Here is a 15,215-nt window from a genome sequence, read left to right on the forward strand (position 1 = left end):
TGTGTGAAGCCCCGTTTTAGAGGACGAGTTGGCTGAGCATGGCCTCTAGCAGGAGACGCCCGGATTCTGTGGCGCGGAGTGTATGTTCATCCTGCTGTAGATAGTCTTCCTCCAAGCAGGCTTGTAGAATTACAGGCTCGAGACAGTCTTGGAGAGGGAGGCCCGTACGCTGGGCGAAATGGGCTTTGTTAATACCCTCGCGGAGGCGTAAGCCCATGAGGAGAGCCTCTCGTGCTTTCATCTCCGGGGTGAGGGTTTCTTGTATGCGTGTGCCATGGCCATAATGGGCAACACGCTCCGCCCATGGCTCTGGGGCGCGATGGCGGCGTGTTGCGTAGAGCTGGCCTTGGCGGGTAAGGCGGCTATGGGCACCGGGGCCAATACCGAGATAATCATTATAATGCCAATAGGTAAGGTTATGGCGGCTCTCGGCACCGGGGATAGCGTAGTTGGAGATTTCATAATCGCGCAAGCCATAGGTGGCGGCCTCATGACGCGTCATTTCATAGAGGCGGGCGGCGAGGTCATCTTCTGGGAGGGTAAGGGCACCGCGCCGATGACGGGTCTCAAATACCGTGCCGGGCTCGATGGTGAGTTGATACAGGGAGAGATGGTCCGCGGCGAGGGCGAGGGCTGTGCGGAGCTCTGCTTGCCAGTGAGCTTCTGTTTGGCCGGGGCGGGCATAGATGAGGTCGAAAGAGAGGCGCGGGAATAAGCGACGTCCAAGCTCTAGCGCGGTAAGTGCTTGCTGTGCGGAATGTTGGCGGCCAAGCGTGGCGAGGTCTGCATCATGTAGGCTCTGCACGCCGAGGGAGAGGCGATTAACCCCGGCTTGGGCAAAAGCACGGAACTTATCAGCTTCCACACTGGTGGGGTTGGCCTCTAACGTGACCTCTAGGTCATTCACGCTAGGGAAAAGCTGGCGCGCATCCTCAATAAGTTGATGAACAGCTTCTGGCTGCATGAGGGAGGGCGTCCCCCCGCCGAAGAAGATGGAGACAAGATGGCGGGGAGCATCTTGTGTTAAAAGAGCGGCTTCATAGCGTAATTCATCCCGCAGGGCTTGTGTAAAACGCTCCTGCGGGATGGTCTCCCGTACATGGGAGTTGAAGTCACAATACGGGCATTTAGAGAGGCAAAAAGGCCAATGAATATAAAGGGCGAGGGGTAAGGGTGAGGTCACGCTTAAATCGCGACCCGCACCCCGAACTCCATAACGCGCTCTGGTGGAATACGGAAGAACTCCGAAATAGAGGTCGCGTTATTGAGCAAATAAAGGAAAATCCACATCCGCCAGAGCGACATCTTCGGCACTTTGGAGCGAAAGACGAGGTCATGAGAGGTGAAGTAAGAGGCCTGAATGGGGTCGAAGTCCATTTCAGTCATCTGGGCGAGGGTAACGGGGAGATTTGGCATCTCCATAAACCCATAACGCAGGATAACACGGCGGATGCCCGGTGAGAGCTCCTTAACAGTCATGCGCTCGGCAGCTTCAACCTCTGGTTGGTCAAGTGTTTGGACCGTTACAAACAAGACCGTTTGATGAAGAACCTTGTTATGGCGCAGGTTATAAAGGAGGGCATCGGGGACCATCTCTGGGTCGGAGGTCAGAAAGACTGCAAGACCAGGCACGCGGATGGTACGAGATTGGGTAAGGCGTGTGATGAAGGAGCCCATCGGCACGGCGTCGCGTTTCTTTGTATTACGGATGAGCTGACGGCCCCGCTGCCATGTGGTCATGATGAGTGTGCTTCCCGCTGCGATGCTGAGCGGCACCCATCCGCCCTCTGGAATCTTCATCACATTGGCGGAGAAGAACACGCCATCAAGGAGGAAGAAGAAGCCGAACACAACTCCCACAGCGTAGCTTTTCCATTGGAAGACGCGGTGGAACACGACCATGGCAAGCACACAGGTGCAGAGGAAGGTCCCCGTCACAGCGATACCATAAGCAGATGCCAAGGCAGAGGAGGAGCGGAAGGCAAGCACAAGGACAACAGCCCCAAAGGCCAACATCCAGTTGAAGGAAGGCAGGTAGATTTGCGCTTCCTCATGCGGGTTGGTGTGAATAATGCGTGTACGAGGCAAGTATCCCAGTTGAATGAGTTGCCGGCAGAGTGAGAAGCTGCCCGAAATACCAGCCTGACTAGCAATAATGGTAGCGCATGTAGCCAGCAGCAGCATTGGGATTTGCATCCAATGCGGAGCAAGGTAGTAGAAGGGGTTCGCCAAGGTCGTGGGGTTATGGATAATCATGGCCGCTTGCCCAAAGTAATTGAGCGTCAAAGCCGGTAGTACGAGGAATATCCAGACATAACGAATAGGGGAGCGACCAAAATGCCCCATATCCGCATAAAGGGCCTCCGCACCTGTAACGGACAGCACAACAGAGCCGAGTGCAATGAAGGAAAGCTTCCCGTGTGTGACGATGAAGCGAATAGCCTCTAGGGGGGAGAGAGCGAGTATAATCCCCGGATGCAGCGTAATGGCGCGCGCGCCTAAGAGGGCGATGGTAATAAACCAGACCAACATAATCGGGCCAAAGGCACGCCCAATCTTCCCGGTACCGAGGGCTTGGGCTGCAAATAAGCCCAGTAGCACCATAATCGCGGCGGGAATGATGAAGGGTGAGGCCTCAGGGACGGAGACTTCCACCCCTTCCACGGCAGAGAGAACGGAGATAGCGGGTGTAATAATGCCATCACCAAAAAAGAGGCAGGCCCCGGCAATCCCAATTAAACCAAACACCCAGCGGAAATAGGTGGATTTGCAAACGCGTTGTGCCAAGGCCATGAGGGCAATAATCCCACCCTCTTTATTATGGTCGGCCCGCATAACGAGCATAACGTATTTGATGGTCACAATGAGCATCAAAGCCCAGAAGGTCAGGCTGGTAAGACCGATAACCTCCCATGTTTGGGCGGGGTGGGTTTCTGTCCCCACGGTGCGGATAGAGGATTGCAGAGCATAGAGCGGGCTGGTCCCGATATCACCATACACCACGCCCAACGCTGCGAGCATAGCTCCAAAGCCTTTGGGCCGCGCATGGCCTCCTTCTGCTGGGGGAGGAACGGCTGTCGGCTGGCCCGTAGAATCGGGATAGCGTGCATCGGCTGATGAATCCTTGAGGGATATGCCATCTTGTTCAGACATGGAGAAATCATCCTGTTTGACTGATAGACACCCATCCCCCGCAGGAAGACAGGCAGTAACGCCCCGCTAGAGGCACTGACTATGATTCTGGCTTCATGACAGTTTTTTTATGTAAAATGCAAGACGGAAAGGGCAAAAAACTCTCTTTTATGTCGTTATGGGCTGGCGGGACGGTCTCCAAAAATGGCGGTGCCAACACGGATGATTGTAGCCCCTTCAGCAATGGCGATTTCAAAATCAGCCGACATTCCCATAGAGAGTGCTGGTAGGCCATGGCGGTGATTGAGGCGAGCAAGCTTTTGGAAGAAAGGCCGTGGGTCCGCATGGAGAGGCGGGATGGCCATCAACCCTTTAATGCGGCTCCCAAAACGTGAGAGAGCATCTTCGATAAATCGGTCAGCCTCTAAGGGGCTAATGCCGGATTTTTGTGGCTCATCGCCAATATTGACCTGAACAAAAAGCTCCGGTAAGCGACCCGTTTTTTGGGCCGCTTTTTCCAGTGCGGTGCTGAGGGAGGGGCGGTCTAGGCTTTCAATCACATCGGCGAGAGCGCAGGCTTCAACGGCTTTATTTGTTTGTAAGCTGCCGATGAGATGGAGCTTAAGCTCCGGCCATTCCTCTCGTAAAGCGGGGAACTTTGCGGCTGCTTCTTGGACGCGATTCTCACCAAAAATGCGTTGCCCTGCTTTGAGAGCCTCCCGCACGGCCTCTTGGGGATGGAACTTGCTGACAGCAACAAGCTGAACCTCATCAGCTTGCCTATGCGCGTTATGGCAGGCCGTGGCCATCTGGTTGCGAATCTCGGTGAGGGCTTGGGCGATGGAGTGATTCTGCGTCATGGGGGGATTGCACTCTCTTTAAGGGGAGGGGTCAAGAGCTTCTTGAGGTCGCTATAAAAACCCTCTTGACTTTTCTATATGTAACTCCCGAAAACGGGCGCATGACACATGCTTCTTCTCCTCGTCCTGCCTCTGCACGCCCTAAAGGGGGGCGAGGCCGCCGTAAAACGGTACGTCCTGCCTCTATATCGCGCCATGAAGACCCGGTGCGGGATTTAGCCTTCGATATTGTCTGCGGTGTGGTGGAGCATCGCCGGATGCTGGAGACGACCTTAGAGCGTAGTCCATGTGAAGGGCGCGATAGGGCCGCAGCGCACCGGCTTGCCGCAGCGACTTTGCGGCATTTGGGCAGTATGACGGAGCTGCTCCAGCCGCTTTTGCGGCGTCAACCGCCAGAGCCTGTACGCTGTGCATTGTTACTAGGTGTGGCACAGCTTTTGCCGCTCCAAACGCCGCCTCATGCGGCAGTCGGCACGATTGTGGATTTGCTGCATCGGCGGGGGCTGTCGCCTTTTGCGGGGCTTGCAAATGCTGTGTTGCGCCGTGTGGCGCGGGAAGCGGACACGCTAAAGGAAGGGCTGGATGATGCGCGGTTAGATGTGCCGCCGTGGTTATGGAGCGCATGGGGGCGGCGCGCGCGGTCTATTACGCAAGGTTTTTATCAAGAAGCCCCTCTTGATGTGACGCTCAAACCCGGTTGTGAGGCCCCAGAAGGGGGTAAGACCTTACCAACGGGGAGCGTGCGTTACCCTGCGGGGACGAAACTTTCTGCCTTACCCGGTTTTGAGGAAGGGCAGTTTTGGGCGCAAGATATGGCGGCGGCTATGCCGGTGCGATTGATGGGCGATATGAGCGGCAAGTGCGTGGCGGATTTATGCGCAGCTCCGGGGGGCAAGACAGCGCAGCTCCTTTGTGCAGGGGCTGAGGTGGTGGCTGTAGAGCGTGAAAAACCACGTGCCCAGAGGCTGCGCGACAATCTGGCCCGTCTGCGTTTAAAAGCGGAGATTGTGGTGGGGGATGCGCTGCGCTGGCGTCCATCAGCCCCCTTGGATGCTGTGTTGTTGGATGCGCCTTGCTCGGCCACGGGGACGTTGCGGCGGCATCCTGATGTGTTGTGGATTAAACGGCCACGCGATATTGCCACGCTGGCTGCTGGGCAAGACCGTTTTATTGATGCGGCCTATGAGATGCTCAAGCCCGGTGGGATGTTGCTTTACGCTGTTTGTTCATTACAGGATGAAGAAGGCCCCCAGCGCATTGCCCATGCGTTAGAAGATGGGCGGTGGGAGTTATCTCCCTTTACGGAGGAGGAGCTTGCTGCCCTACCGCGCGCACGGACGGAGGAAGGTTATTTCCGCACTCATCCGGGGATGAATGTTGCAGAAGGGGGCATGGATGGCTTCTTTGCCGCGCGTTTGCTTCGCCGGTGAGGGCGGAGCGTGAAGCGGTTTATGACATCCAAAGTTATGACATCCAAGGTGGGGTAGGGAGGTTCTTACTGCGGAGGAAATCCGGGTTGAAAAGCTTGGATTGATAACGCGCCCCGCCATCGCTGAGGATAGTGACGATGTTATGCCCCGGCCCTAACCGGCGGGCTATGCGGATAGCCGCAGCAATATTAATGCCTGATGACCCCCCAACGGAGAGTCCTTCCTCCATTGTGAGATGATAGATTTGTTCCAAAGCTTCCGCATCGGGGATGCGTTCAGCATGATCAGGGGCGCAACCTTCTAGGTTTGCTGTAACGCGGGATTGGCCAATCCCTTCGGTAATGGAGCCCCCGCTTATGCTGAGGTCATTTGCCGTGACCCACCCATAAAGGCCGGAGCCTTCTGGGTCGGCAAGGACGATGTCGGGGGTTTTTGCACCATCACGTTGGGCGAGTTCGCGCAGGCCGAAGGCCATACCGGCTAATGTTCCACCAGAGCCGCAGGAGCAGGTAAATGCATCGACTTTACCCTGTAATTGGGACCAAATCTCTGGTGCGGTGGTGGTGCGATGGGCCTCACGGTTGGCGGTATTATCAAATTGATTCGCCCAGAAGGCCCCTGTTTCTTCGGCTAAACGGCGGGAGACATGCACATAATTGCCGGGGTCGCGATAAGGTTTAGCGGGGACGAGGCGGAGGTCTGCCCCGATCATCCGCAGGAAGTCTAGCTTCTCCCGGCTTTGGGTTTCTGGCACCACAATAACGGCTTTGCAGCCGAGTGCATGGGCAACGAGTGTGATGCCGATGCCTGTATTACCTGCCGTACCTTCGACAATCGTACCGCCTTTTTGCAGCACGCCACGGGCAAAACCATCCTGAATGATGGAGAGAGCGGCTCTGTCCTTTACCGAGCCACCAGGATTCATGAACTCTGCTTTGCCGTAGATGTTACAGCCCGTACTCTCCGAGGCATGGCGGAGGCGAATGAGTGGCGTATTGCCGATGGCCTGAATCAAAGAGGGGCAAGGTGACGTGAGAGGCATGAGAGAATCCGGTTGTTTCTGATCGACGGAATGAATCGCTTTTAACGTGTGAAATAGGGTATCATCATTATGAACCACGTTAAATAGCGTGGAAGGGTATTATAACCCATATATAATCGTGAATTTTAGATTCAACAGCAGGAAGTAGGATGAAACAAAGCACTGCAAAAGAGGTATGGTCCAGCTTGCAAAATGAGGCGCAAGCCGTATTGGTTGATGTCCGTACGCCAGAGGAATGGGCACAGGTGGGCATGCCAGAGCTTGGTAACATAGGCAGGAAGCTTGTCGCTTTAACATGGGGAGCGGGGAGCGAGGCAGAGTTTATTCATGCCTTAGAGCAAGCGGTGCCAGATAAGGCCACGCCGCTTTTCTTCATTTGTCGCTCTGGTGTGCGCTCGCAAAAGGCGGCGACATTAGCTGCACAGGCTGGGTACCAAACGCTCACTAATGTCGCTGATGGTTTTGAGGATAAGCACGGCCCCGGCACGGGGTGGAAGGCCTGTGGCCTCCCTGTAAAATAGGCCTCCTTTGCCTTATTGCCCGCTATTAGGGTCTGTCTCGGCCTCATAGCGGGGGGTAAGGATGACGCACCACGGGTAGCGGCTATCATAGCTTTGGCCTTCTGGGCTGCTGACATGACCGCTTGCATCGGTTGGGACATGGGTGAGGGCGACAGCATCATCCACATTCCCGCCAATGATGCTGATTTCCCGCCCGAAAGGCTCGGCATTTTGGCCCGTGGCAACAACAATGCCGCAATGGGCGGGGAAGCCGTAAGGGGTGGGCAGCATAGAGAAGGTGATGCTACTGCTTCGCCCCCGTCCTACGCAGAGTATATCCCCGCGTTGTGGGGCGTAAGAGGCGGGATTTTGCGCTGTGATGCCCGGATTATTACCAGAAGCAGCAATATTGATATAGGTGGCGTGGTTAGGTGAATATGGGAAGCGAATATTCGCCCCCCCTACGCGCATAACGTAAGAGATAAAGGCCGCAGACCACGCATAATTACCATCTTTAGCGGCGGAAAAAAGGCGGCCATCACCGTCTGTGCGGCCTGTCCAACGGCTCTCTGTCTCCTCAGGGGGTTGGCCTATCCACCAATATTCCCCAATGCGCTGCCATAGGCCGGGGAGGCGTTCAGGCTTGAGGGCGGGGCTGGTTGGTTCTGGCCGGTCATGGGGGTCTGCATCGGCTACGGGGCTGCCAAACATCCGCCATTCACGCAGGGCGATGGCAGTGACATCTTGGCGGTTAAAAGGGGCGAAGTTTTCGCTTGCAAAAGCGGGGACGCGATCATCATAGCCTAGCGGGCCTGCACGTCCATCCGCATATTGGCTCATAGGGGTAAGGGCAGGCCGCTTAGCAGAGCCAGAGCAGGCTGCGAGCATGAGCAGCCCGCATAAAGTGGTTACCCCTGCCAGAGAGCGTGTTGTCCCAAAAGGAGATGAACGGCGATCGGGGGGAACTGCGTACATGGTGGGGTCCTGCGTTGTCTTACGAGCTATCTCTGACGGTTATGAGGGTGAGAGTAAACTGTTTTTACGGGGTTAGGACAAGCGTTATGTGTGATGTGGTCGCTAAGTTTTAGGGCTACCTTGAGTGAGGGGAAGACTATACGAAAAGGGCGGCCGGGAGGTCCGGCCGCCCTGTTGTGCGTTTGGATAACGCAGAGGGGGGTTAGTCCTTCCGGGCTGGGGGTGCCATAAAGGAAGGCGCGATAGGTGTGGGAACGTGGCGATGAAGGATAGCGTCAATCTCCTTCTTATCCTGTGCGGTGAGCTGCCAGTTAAAGACATCAGCCACACCGTCAATTTGCTCTGGTTTGCGTGCGCCCCATAGAGCAATGGTTGGGCCTTGGTCTAACACCCAGCGAATGGCGAGCACCATGAGCGACTTACCGTGCCGGTCTGCGATTTTCTTTAAATCATCTACAGCGGCGAGATAGTCCTTAAAATGCTCCTTTTGGAACTTCGGATCACCAGAGCGGAGGTCGCTCTCGGGGAAGGTTTTATCCGCTGTCATTTTGCCAGTCAGTAAGCCACGGCAGAGCGGCCCATAAGCCAGCAGGGCAAGTTTATGCTCTTTTGCGTAAGGCAGGACGTCTTTTTCAATCTCGCGCTCAAAGAGGTTGTAAGGTGATTGAACGCTTGCCAGCGGCGCAACCTCGCGGAAGATGTCCATTTGCTCTGGGGAGTAATTGCTCACCCCGAGTGCGCGAATCTTGCCCTCTTTATGGAGCTTTTGCAGCTCGCGTGCTGTGTCCTCAATGGGGGTGTTAGGGTCTGGCCAATGGACTTGTTCAAGGTCGATGGTCTCTACCCGTAAGCGGCGGAGGGAATCTTCCACTTCCTTACGGATACGGGCAGGGCTGGAGTTGCGGAAAGGCTTGTGATCGTCCTTCCAATCTAGGGCTAGTTTGGTGGCAACGCGGGCTCTATGGGGTTTTTCAGCCAAAGCGCGGCCTACCACTTCTTCGGAGTGACCAAACCCATAAACGGGTGCTGTATCGATGAGGTCCACCCCTTCATCTAACGCGCGATGGATGGTGCGGACGGCATTATCATCATCAGGGCCGCCCCACATCCAGCCACCAATGGCCCATGTGCCTAGGGCAACGCGTGATACGGGTTTGTCAAAACCGGGAATGAGAATGGTGTTTTCATTCATAGGTTTGTCTCCATTAGAAAGTGAGGGCCGTGCTTATGAGGGTAACGGCCTCCTTCCCATATGGGGTGGGGGATGGGGGTGATGCAAGCGTCTGTTCTTCTTTTTGGTATTGCGCGGGAGGAGGCGTATAATGGCCCTCGTTTTTGGAGAGAAGGATAACCCTCATGGCTGATATGCAGGACCGCAAAATCCCCGTTACCGTTCTGACTGGCTTTTTAGGCGCGGGTAAGACGACCTTGCTAAACCATATTCTAACGGCTGATCACGGGCGTAATTACGCTGTTGTGGTGAATGAGTTTGGCGAGCTGGGCATTGATAATGACCTCGTTGTAGATGCGGATGAAGAAGTCTTTGAGATGAATAATGGCTGCATCTGCTGCACGGTGCGGGGGGATTTAATCCGGATTCTAAGCCGTCTTTTGCGCCGGCGCGGCAAGTTTGATGGCATTATTGTAGAGACTACCGGCCTTGCAGACCCAGCCCCTGTTGCGCAGACCTTTTTTGTTGATGCCGGGATTCGCGAAAAGGCAGAGCTGGATGCTGTGGTAACAGTGGTGGATGCTTATAATGTGCTGCAAACGCTTAAAGAAAGCCCAGAGGCGGTGAATCAAGTAGCGTTTGCGGATGTGATTATCCTCAATAAATGTGATTTGCTTGATGAGGCGGGCCTTGCCGCGGTGGAGCAGAAGTTAAAAGCCATTAACGCCGTTGTGCGGATTCATCGTGCTGAGCGGGGCAATGTGGCGTTGGAGGATATTCTGAACCGTGGTGGGTTTGACCTCAAACGGGCTTTGACCACCATGCCGGACTTCTTAGAGGAAGATGATCACCACCATCATCACGATCACGACCATGAGCATGAACACGGCCATCACCACGGCCATGACCATCATCATGAGCATGGGGCAGGGGGGCATCATCACGCCCATAATGAGGATGTAACGAGCCATTCTTTCACCGTTACGGCTCCTTTGGATGAAGAACGCTTTAATGCGTGGATAGGGCTTATTTTGCAGGAGCAAGGGCCGGATATTTTGCGAGCTAAAGGGATTTTACACTTTAAAGGCCAAGAGGAGCGATTTGCTTTTCAGGCGGTGCATATGATGGCCGATGGCGCGATGATTGGCCCGTTTAAGGAGGGTGAGGCGAAGCAATCACGCATTGTCTTTATCGGGCGTAAGTTAGACCGTGCCCAGTTGCAGCGTGGTTTTGAAGGGTGTGTGGCTGTATGAGCAACCCGCTAAGTAAAACATTGTTACAAACACGTGGGGCGGAGCATCAGGCGGAAGCCCCCATTATTGCCGTGCAGGCTAGCCGGGGTGGGCAGACTTTCGCAGCCTTGACGATGGATGGGGAGCTGCATCTCATCCCGCGGGAAGGGCTACGCCAACAAGAGACGTGGCGTAAGCTGGCTGTGCATGAGGGGGCCATCTCTCTTGCACAGGGATGTGAGCCGGAGAGCTTCCTTAGCGGCGGGGAAGATGGCCGCGTGGTGGAGACGCGTGCTGATGGCACTATGGAGGAGCGTCATAAGGGCCGCAGCTGGGTGGATTGTCTGGCTAGTACGCCAACTCATTGGGCGTGCGCTTGTAAGAAGGAGGTGCATCTTTACAAGGCGGGGCATGAAGAGGCGGTGAAGGTGCTAGAGCATCCCTCTGCTTTGAGTGGCCTCGCTTTTGATGCCAAGGGCAAGCAGTTAGCGGCATCTCATTATAATGGGGCCTCTCTATGGTACGTGCAGTCGAAAGAGGCGAGAGTGCGTGCGCTAGAGTGGAAAGGCAGCCATACGGGCCTTTGCTTACATCCCGGTGGGGAGGCCTTGGTGACGAGCATGCAGGAGAATGAGCTGCATGGGTGGCGTTTATCCGATGGGCATAATATGCGCATGAGCGGCTATCCGCGTAAAATCGCCTCCATGAGTTTTACGCGTAAGGGGCGTTGGTTGGCGACTTCGGGGGCGGATGCGGCTGTTCTATGGCCTTTCTTTGGCGGGGGACCAATGGGCAAGCCACCTATGGAGTTAGCACGTCTGCCGGGTTTGTTTGTGACCTGCGTTTGTGCTCATCCCACGGATGATATTCTCGCCATTGGTTTTGAGGATGGCACGGTGCTCCTCGCAGAAGTCCCCGCTACAATGGAGGATAACGCACCGGGGGCCGACCGCATCCTGCCCTTATGCAATGGCCAGCGTAGCGGTGGTGTGGCCCGTGGTGCGGTAAATGCCATTGCCTTCACCCCCCAAGGCGGGGCTGTCATCTTCGGTACAGAGGAAGGCTATATCGGTGTGGTGGATTTATCTGCCCACGCATAAGGGCTGATGCTGGAAGAAGCGGCCCTTATGGTGCTTCTTCCGGCGTGGAATGGTCTGATGAGGCTTGGCGGGTTTGGTCATGCTGCTTTTGTAGATACCCTTCCTGCCGGGCGAGGAATTGGTCGGCGAGTTGCCCGTAAAGGGAATGGGAGCAGACCATGCGTGAGACGCCTAAGGCGAGGAAGGCGGTGGCCAACAAAGCAAGGGTGATTTGCTGGTTATCGCACATTTCCATCACAATGACGGTGGCGGTGAGGGGCGATTGCACCACGCCGGAGAAATAGCCCACCATGCCGAGCAGAACTACTGCACCGGGGGCGGTATGGGGGAGGAAACGTGCTACCCACCCCCCGACAGATGCCCCAATGGAAAGGGAGGGGGCGAACAACCCGCCCGGTATGCCGGAGCAATAAGAAATGATGGTCGCGGCATATTTCATCAAGAAATAAGACATATGGCCATGGCGGGAGCCATCAACGAGGTGATGGGCTTGGATATACCCTGTGCCAAATGTCTCGCCATGGCTAGCAATGCCAAGAATAGCCAGTAAAACGCCGCATAGGGCGGTAAAGAGAACAGGCCTGGAGCGTTGGATGCGGCCAATTTTACCCGGCAACCCCTTCCCCACACGGATGAGAAAAGCGGAAAATGCCCCACCACCCAGCCCGCCGAGGATGCCGCATGCGAGGACGGCGATCCATGCTGTGCCAACAGGGACATCAACTGATGCATGGCCGAAATATGTATAATTGCCCCCTGTTAGGACAATGGCCGTTACACCAGCAATTACAACCCCTGTGAGCATGAAGCCGGAGGTCCGTTGGTGGAAGGAGCTGGAGAGTTCCTCAATAGCAAAGACAATCCCGGCAAGGGGGGTGTTGAAGGCCGCTGCCACTCCGGCTGCCCCGCCCGCGAGGATAACGCCCCGGCGTGTGGAGACATTCGCATGACCCAAAAAGCGGGAATAAGCGTGCATAATAGCGGCACCAACCTGCACTGTTGGCCCTTCACGCCCGATGGATGCCCCGCAGAGCAGCCCTAAGGTGGTGAGGCAGATTTTACCAAAGGCAATCCGTAACGCCAAAATACGGTTGATGAGGGAGAAGTCCTCAATATGCAGTGTAGCGATTGTTTGAGGGATGCCAGAGCCTTGCGCACCGGGGAAGAAGCGTTTGGTCAACCACATGGAGAGGGCTAGCCCGCTAGGGATGATAGCGAGCATGATATAAGGGTTCCAGTGGTTTAAGTTTAGGCAGAGATGGCTGGCATAATCAGCAGCGCGAGCAAAGAGCCATGCAATGATACCAACCGTAATTGCTCCTGCCCAAAAGATGAGGGAGCGTTGCCAATGCGTTGTATGCGTGCGTGCCGAGCGGCGAAAGCGCGTGATACGGTTACGCCGCTTCATCGCATGGGGTGAGCTTGGGGCAGGAGGTGGGGTTGGTTGGGAAGAATCGGGCACAGTTCGGGTGGGTCCGCCACGGGGTCAGGGTGAAGGGATTTCGGTCCCGTATTCGGATGCAGGGCGGGGTGTGGTCAAGGGGAGATGTGCATTTGCATGGCAGATGTGACCTTACCGTAACAGGAGGGACGTATGGGGAGGCTGTGTTACATCACCAACACACCGCTTGCACCGGGTTTATGACGTTTGGCGAGGTCTTCTGGCTCGACATGAATATGAATGGAAGAGCGGCCTAATACGGCGCGGATGGCATGTTCGATGCGGTCGCAAATATCATGAGCATCCGTAATACGCATTTCATCAGGGACGATAAGATGGAATTCCACGAAATAAAGAGCCCCAACGCGCCGCATACGGAGGTCATGAGCCTCTAATGCGCCTTGGCCAGCTTGGGTGATGGTCTGGCCCACTTGGCTGACAAGCTCCGGCGGGGGGGCCTCATCAAGCAAACCGGTCATGGAATGGCGCATCATGCCAAAGCCTGTCCATAGGACATTTAAGGCTACAAAGGCGGAGAGGAGTGGGTCCAACCAAAGCCAATGAAGGACAGGGATGAGGCACACACCAACGAGCAGGGCAATGCTGGCCCAAACATCGGAGAGAACATGATCCCCCGCGGAGCTGAGCGCTTGTGAATGGTGTTTTTTGCCCATCTTCCGCAAGATGAGTGCCCAGAGGAGGTTGATAACCCCCGCTGAAGCATTGAGCAACGCGCCGGGTAAGGGGGCTTCTGGCGCATGAATATGGAGGGCATCATGCCCTGCAATAGCAAGGATGACGAGGGCGGTGAGGACAACGAGTACGCCTTCTATCACAGCCCAAACATATTCAGCTTTGCCATGTCCGTAAGGGTGGTTGTCGTCCGCAGGGCGTGCAGCGAAGGCAACGGCCCATAAAGTGCCGATGGCAGCAAGAACGTTCAGGATGGTCTCGATAGCGTCAGAGAGCAAAGCCCCGGAATGTGAGACAGCCCATGCTGTGTATTTGATGCTCAGGACAATCACACTCACAAGGATAGAGAGGCGTGCAACCCGCAAACGTAGTTTCGTTGCGGCGTTATAAGGGGGGGCCTCTTGGGTTGGGAGTGGGAGAGCGGCAGCCATGGGGTTAGTCCGTGGTTGTGGTTGATGTATGGTGAGCCTCTGGCGTGCAATGCGGTGTAGAGCAGGCCGTAGCCGTAGCAGCCTCGACTTGGAATGTCGGATGGCCGATGGCAAAGCGTTCTTGCAACAGATGGGTGGCTTCATGCAGGGTTGCCGCAATCTGGCTTTGTGCGTCTTGTGCGCTGTATCCTTCAGGGAAGGGGTGGAGGGTGAGATGGACCGTTAGAGCAGTTTCGGTTGTGCTGATTGGCCAGATATGGAGGTGATGGAGGTCCGCAATAGCGGGCATAGCGCGTAGGGCATCCTCAACAGCGCGTGGTGTGATGCTGTGTGGGACCGCATCTAAAGCGAGGCCGAGTGCGTGGGTCAGAAGCGACCATGTGCCCCAGATAATCAACCCAGAGACGATGAGGCTCGCTAAGGGGTCGATGAAGGAAGAGCCTGTGAGGGTGATAAGCCCCCCTGCGATGACAACCCCTAGGGCCATAAGAGCATCGGAGGCCATATGGAGGAAGGCCCCGCGCATATTGAGGTCGTGATGCGCCCCGCGCATGAGCAACAAGGCCGTGCCACCATTAATGAGGATGCCAATAGCCGCTACGATGCTGATTGTCCGGCCGTGGACGATTTCTGGATGGATGAAATGCCAGATAGCCTCCCAAATAATCCCCCCCGTGACGAGCAAAAGGATGGTTGCATTGAGGAGAGCGGTGAGAATCGTGGCGCGTTTAAAACCGTAAGTGAAGCGTTCGCTGGGGCTGCGGCGGGCGAGGGCTTGTGCGCCCCATGCGGCAAGCAGGCTTAATACATCGGAGAGATTATGCCCGGCATCGGCTAAAAGGGAGAGAGAATGGGCGGCAAATCCCCATCCGGCCTCCCCAATCAGATAGGCAGAATTGAGAAGAATGGCGATGAGGAAGGTGCCACCAAAAGAGGTTGGCGCATGGCTATGCCCCCCGTGATGATGCCCATGCCCATGCCCATGCCCATGCCCATGTGTATGCGTATGGTGGTCATGATGGTCATGGTCATGGTGGTGATGGGCGGTGGTCGTCATGAATATCCTGATAGGCAGAGGAAAGCACAGGAAGGCTAATGATAAGGGAAACTTATTCACGATGCATCATTTTTCTGCTCTGCTTGTGCTGAGCCTGCTTGCCAGAGCCGCGTTGCTAGCAGTAAAGGAGCGGGCATGACAGCTTCTTCTC

General features: G+C 55.7%; 13 protein-coding genes. 4 read left to right on the forward strand and 9 right to left on the reverse strand.

Annotated elements, in window-relative coordinates; translation table 11 throughout:
* Positions 1 to 16 precede the first annotated feature (16 nt).
* From hemW to GM557_RS02335, 3 genes are all read right to left on the reverse strand, one after another.
* On the reverse strand, positions 17 to 1,183 hold the full coding sequence (gene hemW, locus GM557_RS02325) for a radical SAM family heme chaperone HemW (protein ID WP_266137532.1): 1,167 nt from the start codon (positions 1,181 to 1,183) through the stop codon (positions 17 to 19).
* Positions 1,184 to 1,185: 2 nt separating this feature from the next.
* Entirely contained in the window at positions 1,186 to 3,153 is a 1,968-nt protein-coding gene (locus GM557_RS02330; protein ID WP_155572796.1) for a potassium transporter Kup, read from the reverse strand.
* 155 nt (positions 3,154 to 3,308) lie between these two features.
* Positions 3,309 to 3,992 (reverse strand): YggS family pyridoxal phosphate-dependent enzyme, encoded by a 684-nt coding sequence (locus GM557_RS02335; protein ID WP_155572797.1) that lies wholly within the window; start codon positions 3,990 to 3,992, stop codon positions 3,309 to 3,311.
* 101 nt (positions 3,993 to 4,093) lie between these two features.
* On the opposite strand from GM557_RS02335, the gene GM557_RS02340 reads away from it, so the two are divergent.
* Entirely contained in the window at positions 4,094 to 5,422 is a 1,329-nt protein-coding gene (locus GM557_RS02340; protein ID WP_155572798.1) for an RsmB/NOP family class I SAM-dependent RNA methyltransferase, read from the forward strand.
* Positions 5,423 to 5,456: 34 nt separating this feature from the next.
* On the opposite strand, the gene GM557_RS02345 is transcribed toward GM557_RS02340, so the two are convergent.
* A complete protein-coding gene (locus GM557_RS02345; RefSeq protein ID WP_155572799.1) occupies positions 5,457 to 6,464 on the reverse strand; it encodes a cysteine synthase A in 1,008 nt (335 codons plus the stop codon).
* A 149-nt stretch (positions 6,465 to 6,613) separates the two neighbouring features.
* Between GM557_RS02345 and GM557_RS02350 the strand changes: the two genes are divergently transcribed.
* Positions 6,614 to 6,985, forward strand: a complete 372-nt coding sequence (locus tag GM557_RS02350) for a rhodanese-like domain-containing protein (RefSeq protein ID WP_155572800.1) — start codon at positions 6,614 to 6,616, stop codon at positions 6,983 to 6,985.
* 12 nt (positions 6,986 to 6,997) lie between these two features.
* Here GM557_RS02350 and GM557_RS02355 read toward each other — a convergent pair whose 3' ends face one another.
* Together GM557_RS02355 and GM557_RS02360 are read right to left on the reverse strand one after the other, a co-directional pair.
* A complete protein-coding gene (locus GM557_RS02355) occupies positions 6,998 to 7,852 on the reverse strand; it encodes a DUF2272 domain-containing protein (RefSeq protein WP_155573461.1) in 855 nt (284 codons plus the stop codon).
* Between the two features lie 289 nt (positions 7,853 to 8,141).
* The gene (locus GM557_RS02360; RefSeq protein WP_155572801.1) at positions 8,142 to 9,131 is read right to left on the reverse strand and encodes an aldo/keto reductase; all 990 of its coding nucleotides are present in this window, start codon (positions 9,129 to 9,131) and stop codon (positions 8,142 to 8,144) included.
* A 164-nt stretch (positions 9,132 to 9,295) separates the two neighbouring features.
* On the opposite strand from GM557_RS02360, the gene GM557_RS02365 reads away from it, so the two are divergent.
* Together GM557_RS02365 and GM557_RS02370 are read left to right on the forward strand one after the other, a co-directional pair.
* Complete coding sequence (locus GM557_RS02365; protein ID WP_155572802.1) at positions 9,296 to 10,363, forward strand: GTP-binding protein; 1,068 nt, start codon at positions 9,296 to 9,298, stop codon at positions 10,361 to 10,363.
* A complete protein-coding gene (locus GM557_RS02370) occupies positions 10,360 to 11,442 on the forward strand; it encodes a WD40 repeat domain-containing protein (RefSeq protein ID WP_099026252.1) in 1,083 nt (360 codons plus the stop codon). The genes GM557_RS02365 and GM557_RS02370 overlap by 4 nt, the downstream gene beginning before the upstream one ends.
* A 25-nt stretch (positions 11,443 to 11,467) precedes the next feature.
* Here the strand turns inward: GM557_RS02370 and GM557_RS02375 are convergent, their stop codons facing one another.
* The 3 genes from GM557_RS02375 to GM557_RS02385 all read right to left on the reverse strand — a co-directional run bounded on the left by GM557_RS02375 (position 11,468) and on the right by GM557_RS02385 (position 15,064).
* Entirely contained in the window at positions 11,468 to 12,850 is a 1,383-nt protein-coding gene (locus GM557_RS02375; protein ID WP_155573462.1) for a chloride channel protein, read from the reverse strand.
* A gap of 200 nt (positions 12,851 to 13,050) precedes the next feature.
* The gene (locus GM557_RS02380; RefSeq protein ID WP_155572803.1) at positions 13,051 to 14,007 is read right to left on the reverse strand and encodes a cation diffusion facilitator family transporter; all 957 of its coding nucleotides are present in this window, start codon (positions 14,005 to 14,007) and stop codon (positions 13,051 to 13,053) included.
* A gap of 4 nt (positions 14,008 to 14,011) precedes the next feature.
* Complete coding sequence (locus GM557_RS02385) at positions 14,012 to 15,064, reverse strand: cation diffusion facilitator family transporter (RefSeq protein WP_155572804.1); 1,053 nt, start codon at positions 15,062 to 15,064, stop codon at positions 14,012 to 14,014.
* Positions 15,065 to 15,215: the final 151 nt, after the last annotated feature.

This window comes from Bombella sp. ESL0385 (assembly GCF_009725755.1).
GTDB lineage: Bacteria > Pseudomonadota > Alphaproteobacteria > Acetobacterales > Acetobacteraceae > Bombella > Bombella pollinis.